The sequence below is a fragment of the Mycolicibacterium sp. XJ662 genome (assembly GCF_053484035.1).
This window is the reverse complement of record NZ_JBEFTL010000002.1, coordinates 117885-136598: the sequence shown is the minus strand read 5'-3', so window position 1 is coordinate 136598 and position 18714 is coordinate 117885. Positions and strand designations below refer to the sequence as shown.

Annotated in this window: 15 protein-coding genes; 10 read left to right on the top strand and 5 right to left on the bottom strand. The window is 67.6% G+C overall.

Going from position 1 to position 18714, the window contains the following annotated elements:
• Positions 1-15: 15 nt before the first annotated feature.
• From mtrB to secA, 5 genes are all read left to right on the top strand, one after another.
• A complete protein-coding gene (gene mtrB, locus ABQE93_RS07910) occupies positions 16-1671 on the top strand; it encodes an MtrAB system histidine kinase MtrB (protein ID WP_448407085.1) in 1656 nt (551 codons plus the stop codon).
• A complete protein-coding gene (gene lpqB, locus ABQE93_RS07905; RefSeq protein WP_448407086.1) occupies positions 1668-3425 on the top strand; it encodes an MtrAB system accessory lipoprotein LpqB in 1758 nt (585 codons plus the stop codon). Before mtrB ends, lpqB begins: the two co-directional genes overlap by 4 nt.
• 107 nt (positions 3426-3532) lie before the next feature.
• A complete protein-coding gene (locus tag ABQE93_RS07900; protein ID WP_448407087.1) occupies positions 3533-4162 on the top strand; it encodes a ComF family protein in 630 nt (209 codons plus the stop codon).
• Positions 4163-4461: 299 nt separating this feature from the next.
• Positions 4462-5124 carry a ribosome hibernation-promoting factor, HPF/YfiA family gene (hpf, locus tag ABQE93_RS07895; protein ID WP_448407088.1) on the top strand — a complete coding sequence of 221 codons (663 nt, stop codon included), beginning with the start codon at positions 4462-4464 and terminating at the stop codon, positions 5122-5124.
• A 99-nt stretch (positions 5125-5223) separates the two neighbouring features.
• Positions 5224-8079, top strand: a complete 2856-nt coding sequence (secA, locus tag ABQE93_RS07890) for a preprotein translocase subunit SecA (protein ID WP_448407089.1) — start codon at positions 5224-5226, stop codon at positions 8077-8079.
• Here the strand turns inward: secA and ABQE93_RS07885 are convergent.
• Positions 8076-8546, bottom strand: a complete 471-nt coding sequence (locus ABQE93_RS07885) for an SRPBCC family protein (protein ID WP_448407090.1) — start codon at positions 8544-8546, stop codon at positions 8076-8078. The genes secA and ABQE93_RS07885 overlap by 4 nt on opposite strands.
• An 18-nt stretch (positions 8547-8564) precedes the next feature.
• Positions 8565-9092, bottom strand: coding sequence for an Rv3235 family protein (locus ABQE93_RS07880; RefSeq protein WP_448407091.1), 528 nt, complete (start codon positions 9090-9092; stop codon positions 8565-8567).
• Positions 9093-9308: 216 nt separating this feature from the next.
• On the opposite strand from ABQE93_RS07880, the gene ABQE93_RS07875 reads away from it, so the two are divergent.
• From ABQE93_RS07875 to ABQE93_RS07855, 5 genes are all read left to right on the top strand, one after another.
• Complete coding sequence (locus tag ABQE93_RS07875; RefSeq protein ID WP_448407092.1) at positions 9309-10718, top strand: WS/DGAT/MGAT family O-acyltransferase; 1410 nt, start codon at positions 9309-9311, stop codon at positions 10716-10718.
• Between the two features lie 60 nt (positions 10719-10778).
• On the top strand, positions 10779-12515 hold the full coding sequence (locus ABQE93_RS07870; protein WP_448407093.1) for a BCCT family transporter: 1737 nt from the start codon (positions 10779-10781) through the stop codon (positions 12513-12515).
• Between the two features lie 9 nt (positions 12516-12524).
• Positions 12525-13019, top strand: a complete 495-nt coding sequence (locus ABQE93_RS07865; RefSeq protein WP_448407094.1) for a DUF6912 family protein — start codon at positions 12525-12527, stop codon at positions 13017-13019.
• Positions 13020-13086: 67 nt separating this feature from the next.
• Positions 13087-14223, top strand: a complete 1137-nt coding sequence (locus tag ABQE93_RS07860; protein ID WP_448407095.1) for a ferredoxin reductase — start codon at positions 13087-13089, stop codon at positions 14221-14223.
• Positions 14224-14291: 68 nt separating this feature from the next.
• Positions 14292-15524, top strand: a complete 1233-nt coding sequence (locus ABQE93_RS07855) for a fatty acid desaturase family protein (RefSeq protein ID WP_448407096.1) — start codon at positions 14292-14294, stop codon at positions 15522-15524.
• Between the two features lie 104 nt (positions 15525-15628).
• Here the strand turns inward: ABQE93_RS07855 and ABQE93_RS07850 are convergent, their stop codons facing one another.
• The 3 genes from ABQE93_RS07850 to aroA all read right to left on the bottom strand — a co-directional run bounded on the left by ABQE93_RS07850 (position 15629) and on the right by aroA (position 18629).
• Positions 15629-16282, bottom strand: a complete 654-nt coding sequence (locus ABQE93_RS07850; RefSeq protein WP_448407097.1) for a class I SAM-dependent methyltransferase — start codon at positions 16280-16282, stop codon at positions 15629-15631.
• 95 nt (positions 16283-16377) lie between these two features.
• On the bottom strand, positions 16378-17358 hold the full coding sequence (gene rsgA / locus ABQE93_RS07845) for a ribosome small subunit-dependent GTPase A (RefSeq protein ID WP_448407098.1): 981 nt from the start codon (positions 17356-17358) through the stop codon (positions 16378-16380).
• On the bottom strand, positions 17355-18629 hold the full coding sequence (gene aroA / locus ABQE93_RS07840) for a 3-phosphoshikimate 1-carboxyvinyltransferase (RefSeq protein WP_448407286.1): 1275 nt from the start codon (positions 18627-18629) through the stop codon (positions 17355-17357). Before aroA ends, rsgA begins: the two co-directional genes overlap by 4 nt.
• Between the last annotated feature and the right edge of the window lie 85 nt (positions 18630-18714).

Here is an 18714-nt window from a genome sequence, read left to right as displayed (position 1 = left end):
CGCTCGGCGGTCGCCATGATCTTTAGCTCCAGGCGGCGCATTCGCGGACGCTGGGGGCCGTCGGCGCCGCTGGTTCGTGGGGTCGCGGCGCTGGGTCGTGCGCTGGGATTGGCGTGGCGCCGTTCGTTGCAGCTGCGCGTGGTGACCCTGACGCTCGGGTTGTCGCTGGCCGTCATTCTGGTGTTGGGTTTCGTGCTGACCAGCCAAATCACTGACCGCATCCTCGAGGTCAAAGTGCGTGCGGGCACCGAGGAGATCGATCGTGCCCGCAGCACCGTGAGCGGCATCGTCGGCGGTGAGGAGACCCGCTCGCTGGACAGCAGCCTGCAGTTGGCCCGCAACACGCTGATCGACCGGACCGCGGACACCGGTCCGGGGCTCGCCGGCGCCTTCGACGCCGTGCTGGTGGTGCCTGGCGACGGGCCCCGTGCGGCGACGGCGGCCGGCCCGGTGCAGCAGGTGCCCGACGCGCTGCGGGAGTTCGTCAAGGCCGGGCAGGTCAGCTACCAGTACGCCACGGTGCACACCGACACGTTCTCCGGGCCCGCGCTGATCATCGGCACCCCGACGTCGTCGCCGGTGGCCAACCTCGAGCTGTACCTGATCTTTCCGCTGAACAACGAGGAGTCCACCATCGCGCTGGTGCGGGGCACGATGGCCACCGGCGGAGTCGTGCTGCTCGGTCTGCTGGCCGTGATTGCCCTGGTGGTGGCCCGCCAGATCGTGCTTCCGGTGCGGTCGGCGTCGCGGATCGCCGAGCGGTTCGCCGAGGGACATCTCACCGAACGGATGCCGGTGCGCGGCGAGGACGACATGGCCCGGCTGGCGGTGTCGTTCAACGACATGGCCGAAAGCCTGTCTCGCCAGATCACCCAACTGGAGGAGTTCGGCAACCTGCAGCGGCGGTTCACCTCCGACGTCAGCCACGAGTTGCGTACCCCGTTGACGACGGTGCGGATGGCCGCCGATCTGATCCACGACCACAGCGACGACCTCGATCCGTCGTTGCGGCGCTCGATCGAGTTGATGGTCAACGAGTTGGACCGGTTCGAAACTCTGCTCAACGACCTGCTGGAGATCTCGCGGCACGACGCCGGCGTGGCCGAACTGTCGGTCGAGTCGCTGGACCTGCGCTCCACGGTGCAAAGCGCGTTGGACAACGTCGGCCACCTCGCCGCCGACGCCGGTATCGAGCTCATCGTCGACATGCCGACCGGTGAGGTGATCGCCGAAGTCGACCCGCGGCGGGTGGAACGCATCCTGCGCAACCTCATCGCCAACGCGATCGACCACGCCGAGCACAAACCGGTGCGGATCAGGATGGCCGCCGACGAGGACACCGTCGCGGTCACCGTTCGCGACTTCGGTGTCGGCCTGCGCCAGGGCGAGGAGAAGCTGGTGTTCAGCCGGTTCTGGCGTTCGGATCCCTCCCGGGTGCGGCGCTCCGGCGGAACCGGCCTCGGGCTGGCGATCAGCATCGAAGACGCCCGGCTGCACCAGGGCCGGCTGGAGGCGTGGGGCGAACCCGGCAACGGTGCCTGCTTCCGGCTCACGCTGCCGCTGGTGCGGGGACACAAGGTGACTACCAGCCCGCTGCCGATGAAACCCGTTGAGCCCGAAAGCCCGCCGCCCAGTACCCGGGATCATCAACCGGCACAGGAGAAGGTGTGAGACGCGCGCTGGCGGCCGTGTGGCTGCTGGTCTTGGCGTTGACGGGTTGCGCGGGAGTGCCGAGTTCCTCTGCGCCCCAGGCCATCGGCACCGTCGACCGGCCCGCCCCGCCGAGCCTGCCCAAACCCACCCCCGGTATGGACCCCGACGTTCTGCTGCGTGAGTTCCTCAAGGCCACCGCCGATCCCGCCAACCGGCATCTGGCAGCGCGCCAGTTCCTCACCGAATCCGCTTCGCGCGGTTGGGATGACGCCGGCAGCGCCCTGCTGATCGACAACGTGGTGTTCGTCGAGACCCGTGGCCCCGAACGGGTTTCGGTGACCATGCGCGCCGATATCCTCGGATCGCTGTCGGACATGGGGGTTTTCGAGACGGGTGAGGGTGCGCTGCCCGACCCCGGCCCCATCGAGCTGATCAAGACTCCGGACGGCTGGCGCATCGACAAGCTGCCGAACGGTGTTTTCCTTGACTGGCAACAGTTTCAGGCCACCTACAAGCGCTACACGCTGTACTTCGCCGACCCGACCGGAACCACGGTGGTGCCCGATCCGCGCTACGTCGCGGTGTCCGACCCCGATCAGCTGGCCACCGAACTGGTCAGCAAGCTGATCGCCGGACCGCGTCCGGAGATGTCGAACACTGTGCGCAACCTGCTCGGCCCGCCGCTGAAACTGCGCGGCCCGGTGACCCGCGCCGACGGCGGCAAAACCGGCGTCGGCCGCGGCTACGGTGGTGCGCGGATCGATCTGGAGAACCTGTCGACCACCGACCCGCACAGTCGCCAACTGCTTGCCGCGCAGATCATTTGGACGCTGTCGCGGGCCGGCATCAACGGCCCGTACGTGATCAACGCCGACGGCGCCGCGCTGGACGACCGGTTCGTCGACGGCTGGGAAACCACGGACGTCGCGGCCACCGATCCCGGTGCCGCGTCCGGGGCGGCGGCGGGCCTGCATGCGTTGGTCGGCGGGTCGTTGGTGGCGCTCGCCGGTCAACGCGCCCCGCCGGTGCCCGGTTCCTTCGGGCAGATGCCGAACCAGACCGGGGCAGCGGTCTCGCGCAGCGGGCAGGACGTCGCGTCGGTCGTCACTTTGCGGCCAGGCGCGCCGGACATGGCGTCGTCGCTGTGGGTGGGCCCGCTCGGCGGCAACGCGTCGCCGCTGCTGGACGCCCGAAGCCTGACACGACCCAGCTGGTCGCTGGACAACGCGATATGGGTGGTGGTCGACGAGAACACGATCATCCGCGTCATCCAGGACCCCTCGGGGCAGCCGGCCCGCATCCCCGTGGCCTCCACCCAGGTGTCGACGAGGTTCCCCGGCGCCATCACCGAGCTGCAGCTGTCGCGCGACGGCACCCGCGCCGCCATGGTCGTCGAAGGCCGGGTGATCCTGGCCGGCGTCGAGCAGACCGCCGACGGCGGCTACGCGCTGACCTATCCGCGCCGGCTGGGCTTCGGGCTCGGCGACACCGTGGTGTCGTTGTCGTGGCGCACCGGCGACGACATCGTCGTCACCCGCACCGACCCGCAACATCCGGTCTCCTACGTGAACCTCGACGGCGTGAACTCCGACGGGCCGAGCGACAACCTGGTCCTGCCGGTCACCACCGTCGCGGCCAGCCCGTCGTCGGTGTATGTGGCCGACGGACGCGGTGTGCACCAGCTGGTCGGAACGGCGGGGGAGAACAACCTGGCATGGGCCGACGTTGGACCGCTGATGGTGCCCGGCGCCGAGCCGGTGCTGCCGGGCTGACCTCGGCGTCCCGCCGAACGTGGGTTACCCGCCCGCAATATGTCTTCGGGGCGTGACACGACCCCACATTCGGCGAGCGTGTCAGCCCTCGCCGCCACACTTGCGACATGCTCGATCTGGTGCTACCGCTGCAGTGCGGCGGCTGCGGTACGCCCTCGACGCGGTGGTGCGACATATGCGCCAACGCGCTGCAGGTCAAAGCCGACCAACCGCACCTGATCACGCCGCGGCTGGATCCCGGCGTGCCGGTGTTCTCGCTGGGCCGCTACGCGGGCGCACGCCGGGAGGCCATCGTCGCGGTCAAGGAACACGGCCGAGCCGATCTCATCGCCCCGCTCGCCGCCGCGCTGCGCACGGGGCTCCTGCGGCTGCTCACCTGGGGCGTCGTCGACACCCCGGTGACCGTGGTGCCCGCGCCGACCCGGCGGTGGGCGGCCCGCCGCCGCGGCGGTGACCCGGTCGCCCGGATGGCACGGGCCGCGACGGCGCAATCGTCGGGGATCACCGTCACCGAGGCGTTGCGGACCCGAGCGTTCGTCGTCGACTCCGTCGGCTTGTCCGGCGCCGACCGCGAACGCAACATCGCCGGGCGGGTGAAGGCCGTGCGCGCCGTCGCGGGCGAGGTGGTGCTCGTCGACGACATCGTGACCACCGGCGCCACCGCCGCCGAGTCCGTGCGCGTCCTGCATGCCGATACCGCGCGCGTCGTGGCCGTCCTCGCCGTCGCCAACGCCTGAACGCGACGCAGTGACGTCGGTGGCAATTTCCCGCAGATCAAAGGAATGTGACGAACCGTGAACACGTGGACCAAATCGGTGGCACTCCCGGGTGAACACGGCTACCGTCGGCATCAACCACCCGTGAATGCTCACGGCGGCGCCCAGCATGAGGCGCCAGCATCGCCCCAAGCGGTAGGAGGTGAGTAGACGACACCTTGCACCGGCGAGCGGCGAGACATGCAAGCCACGTCGGCGCGAATCCAGACAACCCGGGCACGCAGCCGCGTGCGGACGTGAAGAGAAACGAGTTGCCTAGCATGTCAACCCAATCCGTCGATTCAGCACAACCGATGGTCGTCGAGCCCGAGCAGACCGACGCCGAAACCCGCGCCGAGGTCGTCCTCAAGGGCCGCAACGTCGAGATCCCCGACCACTTCCGCGTCTACGTATCAGAGAAGCTGCGCCGCCTGGAGCGGCTCGACCGCACCATCTACCTGTTCGACGTCGAACTCGACCACGAGCGCAACCGGCGCCAGCGCAAGAACTGCCAACACGTCGAGATCACCGCGCGCGGTCGCGGTCCGGTCGTGCGCGCCGAAGCCTGCGCGGACAGCTTCTACGGCGCGATGGAATCCGCGGTGGACAAGCTCGAGGAACGACTACGTCGCGCCAACGACCGGCGCAAAATCCACTACGGCGACAAGCGGCCGCTCTCGGTCGCCGAAGCCACCGCGGCGCAACCGCTGCCGCCGCTGCCGAAGACTTCCGAACCCGAACCGGCGCAGGTCGACGGTTACGAGCCCGGCCGCATCGTGCGGATCAAGGAGCATCCGGCCACGCCGATGACCGTCGATGACGCGCTGTCCCAGATGGAGCTCGTGGGCCACGACTTCTTCCTGTTCCACGACAAGGAAAGCGATAGGCCATGCGTCGTATATCGTCGCCACGCCTACGACTACGGGTTGATCCGACTAGCCTGAGCCTGCTGTTTTGCCTGGCCCGGCGCAGTTCGGTCGACGGCGTCCACATCTCCCCTAACATGGGTAGGGCTCAAAACTCCGACCAACAGGGGATACCGCGTGCTGGATAAGTTGCTGCGTCTCGGCGAAGGCCGCATGGTCAAACGCCTCAAGAAGGTGGCTGACTATGTCAACACCCTGTCCGACGACGTCGCGAAGCTGTCCGACGCCGAACTGCGGGCCAAGACCGACGAGTTCAAGAAGCGCGTCGCCGACGGCGCTGACCTCGACGATCTGCTGCCCGAGGCGTTCGCCGTCGCGCGGGAGGCCTCGTGGCGGGTGCTCGGGCAGCGCCACTTCGACGTCCAGGTGATGGGCGGTGCGGCGCTGCACTTCGGCAACGTCGCCGAGATGAAGACCGGTGAAGGTAAGACGCTGACCGCGGTGCTGCCCGCCTACCTCAACGCGCTGGCGGGCAAGGGCGTGCACATCGTCACCGTCAACGACTACCTCGCCAAACGTGACGCCGAGTGGATGGGTCGCGTGCACCGGTTCCTCGGGCTGTCCGTCGGGGTCATCCTGTCCGGCCTGACGCCCGACGAACGCCGGGTGTCCTACGCCGCCGACATCACCTACGGCACGAACAACGAGTTCGGGTTCGACTATCTGCGTGACAACATGGCGCACTCGCTGGCCGACCTGGTGCAGCGCGGGCACAACTACGCGATCGTCGACGAGGTCGACTCGATCCTCATCGACGAGGCCCGCACCCCGCTGATCATCTCCGGCCCGGCCGACGGCGGCGCGGCGCACTGGTACACCGAATTCGCCCGGCTGGCCCCGCTGATGGAAAAGGACGTGCACTACGAGGTCGACATCAAGAAGCGCACGATCGGCGTGCACGAGATCGGCGTCGAGTTCGTCGAGGACCAGCTCGGCATCGACAACCTCTACGAGGCCGCCAACTCGCCGCTGGTCAGCTACCTCAACAACGCGATCAAGGCCAAGGAGCTGTTCCAGCGCGACAAGGACTACATCGTGCGCGACGGCGAAGTGGTCATCGTCGACGAGTTCACCGGCCGCGTGCTCACCGGCCGCCGTTACAACGAGGGCATGCACCAGGCCATCGAGGCCAAGGAGCACGTCGAGATCAAGGCCGAGAACCAGACGCTGGCCACGATCACGCTGCAGAACTACTTCCGGCTCTACGACAAGCTCGCCGGCATGACCGGTACCGCCCAGACCGAGGCGGCCGAGCTGCACGAGATCTACAAGCTCGGCGTCGTGCCCATCCCGACCAACAAGCCGATGGTCCGCGCCGACCAGTCCGACCTGATCTACAAGACCGAAGAGGCCAAGTACATCGCGGTCGTCGACGACGTGGCCGAGCGTTACGAAAAGGGTCAACCGGTGCTGATCGGCACCACCAGCGTGGAGCGCTCCGAGTACCTGTCGCGGCAGTTCCAGAAGCGCCGCATCCCGCACAACGTGCTCAACGCCAAGTATCACGAGCAGGAAGCGTCGATCATCGCCGAGGCCGGCCGGCTCGGCGCGGTCACCGTCGCGACCAACATGGCCGGCCGCGGCACCGACATCGTGCTCGGCGGCAACCCCGACTTCCTCACCGACAAGCGGCTGCGCGAACGCGGCCTGGACCCGGTGGAGACGCCGGAGGACTACGAGAAGGCCTGGCACGAGATGCTGCCGCAGATGAAGGCCGAAGCCGCGCAGGAGGCCGAGGACGTCATCGCGGCCGGCGGGCTGTACGTGCTCGGCACCGAACGCCACGAATCGCGTCGCATCGACAACCAGCTGCGTGGCCGCTCCGGCCGCCAGGGCGACCCGGGCGAGTCGCGGTTCTACCTGTCGCTCGGCGACGAACTGATGCGGCGGTTCAACGGCGCGACGCTGGAAAGCCTGCTCACCCGGCTGAACCTGCCCGACGATGTGCCGATCGAGGCCAAGATGGTCACCCGCGCGATCAAGAGCGCGCAGACCCAGGTCGAGCAGCAGAACTTCGAGGTCCGCAAGAACGTCCTCAAGTACGACGAGGTGATGAACCAGCAGCGCGTCGTCATCTACGACGAGCGTCGCCGCATCCTGGAAGGCGAGAACCTCGCCGAGCAGGCGCACAAGATGCTGGTCGACGTGGTCACCGCTTACGTCGACGGCGCGACCGCCGAAGGCTATTCGGAGGACTGGGATCTCGAGCAGCTGTGGACCGCATTGCGTCAGCTCTACCCGGTGGGCATCGACCACCACGACCTCCTGGACTCCGAGGCCATCGGGGAACCCGGCGAGCTGACCCGCGAGGAACTGCTGGACGCGTTGATCGCCGACGCCGAACGCGCCTACAGCGAACGCGAGAAGCAGATCGAGGAGATCGCCGGTGAGGGCGCGATGCGCCAACTCGAGCGCAACGTGTTGCTCAACGTGCTCGACCGCAAATGGCGCGAACACCTCTATGAGATGGACTACCTCAAGGAGGGCATCGGGCTGCGGGCGATGGCCCAGCGCGACCCGCTGGTCGAATACCAGCGCGAGGGCTACGACATGTTCGTCGGGATGCTCGAGGGCCTGAAGGAGGAGTCGGTCGGCTTCCTGTTCAACGTTCAGGTGGAAGCGGCCCCGGCCCCCGCGGTCGCGCCCGTCGCCGCGCCGACCGGGCTGGCCGAGTTCGCCGCGGCTGCCGCCGCCAAGGCCACCGGGGAAGGTGCGGTCGCCACCAAGGAACGTCCCGCGCCGACGGGAGCTGGAGCGCCGGCTCAGCCGGCGGCGTTGCGCGCCAAGGGAATCGACAACGACCCACCGCCGCTGACCTACACCGGACCGTCGGAGGACGGTTCCGCGCAGGTGCAGCGTTCCGGTGGAGGGGGCGGCGGCGCGCGGCATGCGGCCGGCGGGGGAACCCGTCGCGAGCGCCGCGAGGCCGCGCGTAAGCAGGCCCGCGCGGCCAAGTCATCGCGCAGGCGTTAAGGCTCCACCAGGGCGGCGATGCGCTCCAGCGTGGCGCGCATCCCGTCCTCGGCCTGCCGCGGCATCGAACCGAGCCGCAGCATCAGCCGTTGCCGGTCCTGGGAGATGTCCCAGCTTTCGCGTACCAGCGTGCCGTCGGTGACGGGCTCGAGTTCGTAGCGCCAGATCCGCCCGCCGATCAGCCCACCCGGTCCCATGGTGGTCTTCCATGCGATGCGCCGGTCGGGCTCGAACTCGACGACGGTGTTGGTGGTGCGGTACGGAAGGAACAGCGACTCGGGACGGCTGCGCATCGACATGCCGAACTTCGAGCCCAGCGAGAGCGGCTGCGACTTCTCACCGGTCGCGCGGTCGACGGTGCCTGACCCGTCGAAGCTGGAATGCCTGCCGGCGTCGGCGACCAACGCGAAGATCGACTCCGCCGGCGCCCGGATGACGCGCTCCACACTGACGACGCTTCCCTCCATGCCCAAAACCCTATCGGCTCACCCGATCTGAATGGCGACTATGCGCCACCGGTCGGCCGTGAACGCGATCCGCGCGGCCAGGGCGCGGACCCTCCGTCCGCGGGTGTAGGTACCGAACACCTCGGCGGCCGGGGCGCCTGAGCCGTCGTCGACCATGCGCAGCCGGACCCGCTGCAGCGTGGCCGCGGTGCGGCGTTCGTCGTGGCGGGTGGCGGTGTGCGGCGACCTCACCATGGCGATCACGATGTCGATCAGTTCCGGCGCCAGGATCGGGCGAAGCTGCGCGACGGGTCGGCGCCGGTCGATGATCTCGAGTACTCGGCGCAACGCCGCGTCGGCGAAGACGACCGCGGCGCGCGGCGGGACGGCTTCCCGTCCTCTTTCGGCACCAGACGTTGCGCGTAGCCGTCGCGTTGGGTGGCGACGCCGCATTTGACGGCTGGAGGAAACACAGGCGGGTTGGCCGGCCGGTGGTGGCTCGTAGTCGATGACAGGCGAAACCAGCGCGGGTGGGGCGCCGACGGACGGTGTGGAAGCGGTTGTCACCCTCAGGCTCTCCAGCGGTCGACGAAACAGGACACATCGGCGGGAGAGTCGCAGACCCCTCCATGATCGCACAGTTCACAGAGGGCTCTACGCACCAGTGATGCGATATGGCCGGACGTCCGGATAACGTTGCGGGCATCCGATACTCGCCGCGGCAAGCCACATTGGCCGTCTCGCGGTTGACCGCACAGACATCAGAGGAGGGGCGGCGTCGCGATGGTGACACGGTTGTCGGCGTCCGACGCGGCCTTCTTCCAATTCGAGAACAGTTCGACGCCCATGTATGTCGGGTCGCTGGCGATCCTGCGTAGGCCACGCAGCGGGCTGAGCTATGAAACGCTGCTCGCGACGGTCGAACAACGGCTGCCGCAGATTCCGCGGTATCGCCAGAAGGTGCGCGAGGTGACGCTGGGGTTGGCCCGGCCGGTGTGGGTCGACGACCGCGACTTCGACATCACGTACCACATCCGTCGCTCGGCGTTGCCGTCGCCGGGCAGCGACGAGCAACTCCATGAGCTCATCGCCCGGCTGGGCTCGCGGCCGTTGGACAGATCTCGGCCGCTGTGGGAGATGTACCTCATCGAGGGGCTGGCCAAAAACCGCATCGCGATCTACACCAAATCCCATCAGGCGCTGGTGAACGGGATGACGGCGCTGGAGATCGGCCACGTCATCGCCGACCGCACACAGAAACCGCCCGAGTTCGGCGAGGACATCTGGATCCCGGCGCGTGAACCCAGCGACCGCCAACTCCTACTGGGCGCGGTGGGCGAGTGGATCACCCGCCCCGCCGAGCAACTCCGCACGGTGCGCTCGACGGTGGCCGACGTCGCCACCAACGCCGGCCAGTGGGTAGCGGTGGGCCGCCGATTCGTCGACGTGGCGCGCACCGTCGCGCGCGGTAACGCGCCGAGTAGCCCGCTGAACACGACGGTGTCACGCAACCGGCGCATCACCGTCGCCCGCGGCAAGCTGGAGGACTACCGGCTGGTGCGGGCCCGCTACGACTGCGACGTCAACGACGTGGTGCTCGCGGTCGTCGCCGGTGCGCTGCGCAACTGGTTGATGTCGCGCGGTGAGCCGGTGACCACGTCCACCACGGTGCGGGCGATGGCGCCGATGTCGGTGTATCCGGATGCCGACCTGGACACCACCGGCCCGGGCCAGGCGATCAGCGAGGTGTCGCCGTTTCTGGTGGATCTTCCCGTGGGCGAGGGCAACGCGGTCATCCGGCTGTCGCAGATCGCGCACGCCACCGAGTCGCATCCGACCGCGGCCAGCCTGGTCGACGCCAGAACCATCGTCACGCTGTCCGGGTTCGCGCCACCGACGTTGCACGCCATGGGAACTCGGGTGGCGACCAGTTTCTCGGCGCGGCAGTTCAATCTGCTCATCACCAACGTGCCCGGCGCGCAGAGCCAGATGTACATCGCGGGCGCCAAACTCCTCGAGACCTACGCGGTGCCGCCGTTGCTGCACAACCAGGTGCTGGCCATCGGGGTGACGTCCTACAACGGCATGGTCTATTACGGCATCAACGCCGATCGTGACGCGATGAGCGACGTCGGCGTGTTGCCGTCGCTGCTTTCCGAGGCGATCGAGGAGTTGCGCGAAGCCGCGCAGTAAACACCGTCGGCCACCAGGGCATTTGATTTCGTGGCCGCTACGCGGTCGAATGGTTCGGCGATGACTACAAGCTCAGAGCGAAGCAAACCCGCCGACCCTGTCGGCGGACCGCTGAGGTCGCCGACCGACGAGGTGCTGCCACACCCGGCGCTCGACGTGCCCGTCGAGTCAGCGGCCTTTCGTCGCTCGCGGGGCGTGGACTGGGTCGTCTTCGGCGTCACCGCCGTCATCGCGGTCAGCTTTTTGCTGTGGGGTTTTCTGGACACCGAATCGCTGGCCACCGCCTCCGATAGCGCCCTGAGCTGGGTGATGAACACCACCGGCTGGCTGTTCGTGCTCACGGCCTCCGGCTTCGTGCTGTTCGTCTTGTGGCTGGCGGTCAGCCGATACGGCAACATCCCGCTTGGCCGCGATGACGAGGGCCCGGAGTTCCGCACCGTGTCGTGGATCGCGATGATGTTCTCCGCCGGTATGGGCATCGGCCTGATGTTCTTCGGCGTCAGCGAGCCGCTGTCGCACTTCGTGACCCCGCCGCCGGGCACCGGCCCGGAAGGCAACCCCGAGGCCGTGCAGAACGCGATGGCCACCACGTTGTTCCACTGGACACTGCATCCGTGGGCGATCTATGCCGTTGTCGGTCTGGCGATCGCCTACGGCGTCTACCGCAAAGGGCGGTTGCAGCTGATCAGCTCGGCGTTCGAACCGCTGCTCGGCTCACGTGCCAACGGTAGTTGGGGCAAGGTGATCGACATGCTGGCGATCTTTGCCACGCTGTTCGGATCGGCTGCTTCGCTGGGGCTGGGCGCCCTGCAGATCCGCAGCGGGCTGCAGATCGTCACCGGGATCGGCCAGATCGGCAACGCGCTGCTGATACTCATCATCGCGATACTGACGTGCGGGTTCGTGTTGTCGGCGGTGTCGGGGGTGGCCAAAGGCATCCAGTGGCTGTCCAACATCAACATGGTGCTGGCGCTGATCCTCGCGCTGTTCCTGTTCGTCGTCGGGCCGACGATCTTCATGTTGAACCTGGTGCCCACCTCGGTCGGCAGCTATCTGCAGGACTTGGCGATGATGTCGGCGCGCACCGGGGCCGAGGGCGCCGCCGTCAACACCTGGCTGCAGTCGTGGACCGTCTTCTATTGGGCGTGGTGGATCTCCTGGACGCCGTTCGTCGGCATGTTCATCGCCCGCATCTCACGCGGCCGCACCATCCGGCAGTTCGTCGCCGGTGTGCTGTTCGTGCCGAGCGTGGTGTCGCTGGTGTGGTTCTGCGTCCTGGGCGGCGCCGCGATCAGAGAGCAGCAGTCGGGGATCGACCTGGCCGGTCAAGGCAGTCTCGAGGAGCAGTTGTTCGGCACCCTCGAGCAATTCCCGTGGACGACGGTGACCAGCATCCTGGTGATGGTGTTGGTGGCGATCTTCTTCGTCTCCGGGGCCGACGCCGCATCGGTCGTGATGGGCTCGCTGTCTGAACGCGGCACGATCAAACCGACCCGGCCCACTGTCATCTTCTGGGGTGTCGCGACCGGTGCGGTCGCCGCCGTGATGCTGCTGGTCGGCGGCGCCGACGCCCTCAACGGTCTGCAGTCGATCACGATCATCGCGGCGGTGCCGTTCGTCGTGGTGATGATCGGGTTGGCGGTCGCGCTGGTCAAGGATCTGCGCAGGGATCCGATGATGCTGCGCCGCCGCTACGCCATGGAAGCGGTCAACGACGCCGTGATCTCCGGCGTCACCCAGCACGGTGACGATTTCGTCATCTCGGTGGAAAAAGACCCGTCGGCCGACAGCGGATAACCTCACCAGGTGCGCGTCTACGTCCCGGCGACCCTCGCCATGTTGCAGCAGCTCGTCGCCGACGAGATGCTGCACGCGCGCAGCGGCACGGCGTTTGCGGTGACGCCCACGCTGCGGGAGGCCTACTCACAGGGCGACGACGACGAGCTGGCCGAAGTGGCGTTGCGCGAGGCGGCGCTGGCGTCGCTGAGATTGCTCGGCGATCAGACCGGTGAGCTGCCGCCGCGGCGGGCCGTGCTGGTCGCCGAGGTCGACGACGTGACGGCCCGACCCGATCTCGACGACGCGGTGGTGCGGTTGGCAGGTCCGGTCGGGCTGGCTGACGTCATTGCCGCCTACGTCGACAACGCGGACGCCGAGGACGCGGTGCGCGTGGCGATCGACGCGGTCGACGCCGCGGACCTCGGTGACGAAGACGCCGACTTGGTCGTCGGCGACGCCCAGGACCACGACCTGGCCTGGTACGCGCCCCAGGAACTGCCGTTCCTGCTCGAACTGCTCTGAGGTGCACTTCGACCTCGGCGCATATCAGGGGTGGATACGGAGCCGTAGGTTACGGTAGCGTAGGTTCGTGGCCAAGAATTCCATCAAAGTCTCGGCCAACGTCCGCGACACCGACCGGCCGACGATCGCCGGCGCCGCGCGGCATCCGGCCCTGCACGCCCTGCGCAACGTCGTTGCGCGGGTTACGACCCCGTTGCTGCCCGACGACTACCTCAAGCTCGCCAACCCGTTGTGGTCGGCGCGCGAGCTTCGAGGCCGGGTCGTCGATGTGCGTCGGGAGACCGTCGACTCGGCGACCCTGGTGATCAAGCCGGGGTGGGGCTTTTCCTTCGACTACGAACCGGGCCAATACATCGGCATCGGCGTCTTGGTCGAGGGCCGCTGGCGGTGGCGGTCGTATTCGCTGACGTCGAGCCCGGTCGCCGAGAAGAAAACCATCACGATCACGGTCAAAGCCATGCCCGAGGGGTTCCTGTCGACCCATTTGGTCAGCGGGGTAGCGCCTGGAACGATCGTGCGGCTGGCCGCGCCGCAGGGCAATTTCGTCATGCCCGATCCGGCCCCACCCAAGGTGCTGTTCCTCACCGGCGGGTCCGGCATCACGCCGGTGATGTCGATGCTGCGCACCCTGGTGCGGCGTGACCAGATCACCGATGTCATCCACTTACATTCGGCGCCAACGGAATCCGACGTGTTGTTCGCAACCGAACTCGGTGAGTTGGCGTCCGCGCATGCCGGCTACTCGCTGCGCACGCGCATTACCCGGGAGCAGGGGCGTCTTGACCTGTCCCGGTTGGCTGACGAGGTGCCCGACTGGCAAGCGCGCCAGACCTGGGCCTGCGGACCCGAGGGGATGCTGGACTCCGCAGAACGCGTGTGGAGCGCTGCCGGCCTGGCCCAGCGCTTACATCTGGAGCGGTTCGCGGTATCGAGGGCTGCGGTGCACGGGCAGGGCGGCACGGTGGAGTTCGCGCGCAGCGGTAAGTCGGTCACCGTCGACGCCGCGACGCCGTTGATGGACGCCGGTGAGCAGGTGGGTATCCGCATGCCGTTCGGCTGCCGCATGGGCATCTGCCAGTCCTGTGTGGTGGGCCTGCTCGACGGTCACGTCCGGGACCTGCGCTCGGGCGTCGAACACGAACCGGGCAGCCGGATCCAAACCTGCATTTCCGCCGCATCCGGTGATTGTGTACTCGATGTTTGAGGTTTACTGGCTGGTAACCTACGGGTACGTAGGTTACGGTAACGTAGGCCCGCGAGAGGAGGCTGACCATGGCGATTACTGACGTACCGGAGTTCGCGCACCTGACCGACGCCGACATCGAGAGCCTGGCCGTCGAACTGGACGCGATCCGCCAAGACATTGAAGACTCGCGTGGTGAGCGCGACGCGCGCTATATCCGGCGCACCATCGCCGGTCAGCGCGCACTCGAGATCGCGGCACGGCTTGTCCTGGCCGCCAGCTCGCGCCGCTCGGCATGGTGGGCGGGCACCGTCACGCTCGGCGTGGCCAAGATCATCGAGAACATGGAGATCGGCCACAACGTCATGCACGGCCAATGGGATTGGATGAACGATCCCGAGATCCACTCCTCGACGTGGGAGTGGGATATGAGCGGGTCGTCCAAGCACTGGCGCTTCACCCACAACTTCATGCACCACAAGTACACGAACATCCTCGGCATGGACGACGACGTGGGCTACGGCCTGTTGCGCGTCACCCGCGATGCCAAGTGGAAGCCGTTCAACCTCGGAAACGTGCTGTACAACACGATTCTCGCGCTCGGCTTCGAATGGGGCGTCGGACTTCAGCACGTCGAGCTCGGCAAGATCTTCAAGGGTCGGGACAACCGCGACGAGAGCAAGATTCGCGCACAGGAGTTCGCTCGCAAAGCCGGCTCGCAGTTGGTCAAGGATTACGTCGCCTATCCGGCGCTGACGTCACTGTCACCCGGCGCGACGTTCAGGTCGACGCTGACGGCCAACGCGGTGGCCAATGTCATCCGCAACGTGTGGTCCAACGCGGTGATCTTCTGCGGCCATTTCCCCGACGGCGCAGAGAAGTTCACCAAGACCGATATGGTCGGCGAGTCCAAGGGACAGTGGTACCTGCGCCAGATGCTGGGCAGCGCGAACTTCGAGAACGGTCCGGTGCTGCGGTTCATGAGCGGCAACCTGTGCCATCAGATCGAGCATCACCTGTATCCGGACCTGCCGAGCAACCGGCTCCACGAGATCTCGATCCGCGTGCGCCAGATCTGCGACAAGTACGATTTGCCCTACACCACAGGGTCTTTCCTCGTGCAGTACGGAAAGACGTGGCGGACCATCGCGAAGCTGTCCTTGCCAGACAAGTACCTGCGCGACACCCCGGACGACGCACCCGAAACCCGCAGCGAGCGGATGTTCGCCGAACTGGAACCGGCTCAGCGTCGCGGGCTGAAGTCCTCGATCGCGGCGGTCAGGGCACGGCGTCGTCAGAAGCGACTCGCCGCGAGCGTGTAACGCCTTCGGGCGCGAGCGTGCGTGTCTGGGGGTGACACGCCGCTCAATACGCCAACAATTCGCACGCTCGCCGCGAGCGTGTAACGCCTTCGGGCGCGTCGCCGTTAAGCCGATGCTTGGTTCTGCGCCATCAGATACGCGTGTGGCGTGGATTCGAAGCCGTCATCGTCTGGCTCGCGAACCAGGCCCGCGTACGGTGTGAAGCCGGCCTGCTCCAGCAGCAGCGCAACGGTGTCGGGCTGTCGCCGGTAGAACGTCAACGACACGTGTTGGCCGAACATTTCATGGAAGACGCGGGGTTGTTCACCCACCTGGAAGGCCAGCAGCAGCCACCCGTAGGGTCGCAACACCCGGCGAAACTCGGCGAAGACGTGCGAAAGCTGCTCGTCGGGAATGTGGATCACCGAGTACCACGCACAGATGCCGTGGAACCGGCCGTCGTCGAATTCGAGATCGGTCATCGAACCGACGTGGAAGGGCACGCCGGGGATGCGATCGCGGGCCTCGGCAATCATGTTGGCCGACAAGTCGATACCGACGACATCCAATCCGAGGTCTGTCAGCAGCTGCGTTGTAGCGCCGCTGCCACATCCGATATCGGCGACGATGCCGCCGCGTTCCACCAGCCCGGCGAAACCTGCCAGCATCGCGCGATCGAGCGGCTTGGCGCGCAGATGCTCGTGGAAACGCTCGGCGTACGTCCTGGCGGTCAGGTCGTATCCGTGGCGGGTGCGGTGCAGAAAATCCTGTTCGGACACCCACGAACCCTACGGCGCTAAGGGTCGCCGAGCGTGCACAGAATCGGGAAACCGTACGGCGTGTCGGGTGCAAACACGCACGCTCGCATAGAGATCTATTTTTCGCGCAGGGCTTCCAGCAGTCGTCGTGCGGCTGCGACGCGGCCCGCGGCGGGTCCCGACAGCGCGTCGAGGGCGCATTCCGGGTCCGCCGGCGGGCCCATGTGCCCGCAACCGCGCGGACACTGCTCGACGGCCTCGGCCAGATCGGAGAACGCCAGCACCACGTCGTCGGGTTCGATATGGGCCAACCCGAACGAACGGATGCCCGGCGTGTCGACGACCCAGCCGCCGTGGCTCAACGGCAGCGCCACCGATTGCGTCGACGTGTGCCTGCCCCTGCCGATGTCGGTGACTTCGCCGGTCGCCCGTTCTGCTTCGGGCACAAGACGATTGACCAATGTCGACTTGCCGACCCCGGAGTGCCCGAGTAACACCGTCACCTTGTCGGCCAGCAGTGGCGCCACGGTGTCGAGGGGATCGTCGCGTCCGGCGGTCACCACGGTCAGGTCGAGGTCGACGAACTGCGCCGCGAACGGTTCAGGCGCGGCCAGATCCGTCTTGGTCAGGCACAGGATGGGCTGCACACCGCCGGCGTAGGCGGCGATGAGCGCGCGTTCGACCAGGCCTGTGCGCGGCGGCGGGTCGGCCAGCGCGACCACGATCAACAGCTGATCGGCGTTGGCGACCACGACGCGTTCGGTGGGGTCGGTGTCATCTGCGGTGCGCCGCAGGACCGTTCGACGTTTCCCGCGGCGCACGATGCGCGCCAGGGTGTCCGGTCTGCCCGACAGGTCACCGACCACGTCGACATCGTCGCCGACGACGATCGGGGTGCGGCCGAGTTCGCGGGCGCGCATCGCGGTGACGCGACGGGCGGGGTCACCGCCGAGCGCGCAGCCCCACCGCCCGCGGTCGACGGTCACCACCATGGCTTCCTGTGCATCGGCGTGGTCGGGCCGGATCTTGGTGCGCGGCCGTGAACCTCGGCCGGGCCGCACCCGGACATCGGACTCGTCGTACTCGCGATGGCTCAAGCGCCTGCCTCGGGGTTGAGTGCCTGCCCGGACATCATGTCGGCCCACAGGTGCGGGAAGTCGGGCAGCGTCTTCGATGTCGTCTCGATGTCGTCGACCTCCACACCGGGCACCCGCAACCCGACGATGGCTCCCGCCGTTGCCATCCGGTGATCGGCATAGGCGCGCCACAACCCACCGCGCAGTGGCCGCGCGGTGATCTCCAGCCCGTCGGGTGTCTCTTCACACTGCCCGCCGAAACCGTTGATCTCCGCCGACAACGCTGCGAGCCGGTCGGTTTCGTGGCCGCGCAGGTGCGCGACACCGCGCAGCCGCGACACCGATCCCTCCGACGCCAACGCCGCAAGCGCCGCGATGGCCGGGGTCAGCTCACCGACTTCGTTCAGGTCGATATCGAAGCCGCCGTAAGCATGTGGGCCGCTTACCTCGAGATAGGTATCGCTGTGCTGCACAACGGAACCCAGCCGCTTGAGGATCTTGATGATCGAGTCGGCCGGCTGGATGCTGGTTCTGGGCCAGCCCATGATCCGCACCGTGCCACCGGTGACAACCGCGGCCGCCAGAAACGGCACCGCGTTGGACAGGTCGGGTTCGATGGTCCAGTGCCGCGCGGCGACCGGGCCGGGGGCAACGCGCCACCGGTTGGGCTGGCGGTCATCGACGTCGACGCCCGCATCGCGCAGCATCGCCACCGTCATCGCCACATGGGGCGCCGACGGGACGGTCTCACCGGTGTGCACTATCGTCACGCCGTCGGTGAACGCCGCCGCGGACAACAACAGCCCGGAAACGAACTGCGATGACGCCGACGCGTCGATCTGGACTGTGCCGCCGGTGACCGACCCGTCGCCGCGGACCGAGAACGGCAACGCATCCCCGTCGATCTGCACGCCGAGGCTGCCCAACGCGTCGAGCAGCGGCGCGATCGGACGGCTGCGGGCCTGCTCGTCACCGTCGAAGGTGACCGTCGAGGTGCCCAGCGCGGCGACCGGCGGCACGAACCGCAGCACGGTGCCCGCCAGCCCGCAGTCGACATGTGCGCCCTGTGGCGGGTCGATCGCGCCGCTGACCGTCAACTCGTCGGCGTCGCCCTCGACCGTGACGCCCAGCGCCTGCAGCGCGGCGATCATCAGGTCGGTGTCGCGGCTGCGCAGCGCCCCGCTGACGGTGGAGGGGCCCGACGGCGTCGCCAACGCCGCGAGGACCAGCGCCCGGTTGGTCAGCGATTTCGAACCGGGCACCGTGACCGTGGCATGCACGGGACTGGACATCGACGGTGCCTGCCAGGTGCTCACGGCTATATATCCTGCCTGATCTCTGCCTGCCCCTGCTTGCCCCTGCGTGTCACCGGCTTCT

Excerpts from the sequence above, each read along its gene's own strand:
- mtrB (WP_448407085.1), top strand. The coding sequence starts at position 16 with ATGATCTTTAGCTCCAGGCGGCGCATTCGCGGACGCTGGGGGCCGTCG.
- ABQE93_RS07900 (WP_448407087.1), top strand. The coding sequence starts at position 3,533 with ATGCTCGATCTGGTGCTACCGCTGCAGTGCGGCGGCTGCGGTACGCCC.
- hpf (WP_448407088.1), top strand. The coding sequence starts at position 4,462 with ATGTCAACCCAATCCGTCGATTCAGCACAACCGATGGTCGTCGAGCCC.
- ABQE93_RS07885 (WP_448407090.1), bottom strand. The coding sequence starts at position 8,546 with ATGGAGGGAAGCGTCGTCAGTGTGGAGCGCGTCATCCGGGCGCCGGCG.
- ABQE93_RS07875 (WP_448407092.1), top strand. The coding sequence starts at position 9,309 with ATGGTGACACGGTTGTCGGCGTCCGACGCGGCCTTCTTCCAATTCGAG.
- ABQE93_RS07870 (WP_448407093.1), top strand. The coding sequence starts at position 10,779 with ATGACTACAAGCTCAGAGCGAAGCAAACCCGCCGACCCTGTCGGCGGA.
- ABQE93_RS07855 (WP_448407096.1), top strand. The coding sequence starts at position 14,292 with ATGGCGATTACTGACGTACCGGAGTTCGCGCACCTGACCGACGCCGAC.
- aroA (WP_448407286.1), bottom strand. The coding sequence starts at position 18,629 with ATGTCCAGTCCCGTGCATGCCACGGTCACGGTGCCCGGTTCGAAATCG.